Source organism: Croceitalea sp. MTPC5 (genome assembly GCF_036985505.1).
Lineage (GTDB): Bacteria > Bacteroidota > Bacteroidia > Flavobacteriales > Flavobacteriaceae > Croceitalea.
Map to the genome: position 1 here is coordinate 1 of NZ_BTGQ01000053.1, position 249 is coordinate 249.

The following is a 249-nucleotide window of genomic DNA, read 5'->3' on the forward strand; positions in this document are numbered from 1 at the left end:
CCCGACAACAACGAGGGCAACGACTTCAACGAGGACGGTGAGCCCGACCAGGCGTTTACCGGCGAGGACACCGACGGTGACGGCCTGGACGATGGCTACGAGGGCGGTGACGTTGATGACGGCTTCGACGTTAACGATGAGATCGACGACCCTGCGAACGACCTTCCCGACACGGACGGTACCGAGGACGTCAACTATAGGGACCTTGACGATGACGGCGACGGTATCGACACGCCCGATGAGGACGAT

1 pseudogene is annotated in these 249 nt (G+C 61.4%); it reads left to right on the forward strand.

Annotated elements, in window-relative coordinates:
- Positions 1-249, forward strand: a pseudogene (locus AACM45_RS20375) (gliding motility-associated C-terminal domain-containing protein); the annotation flags it as partial.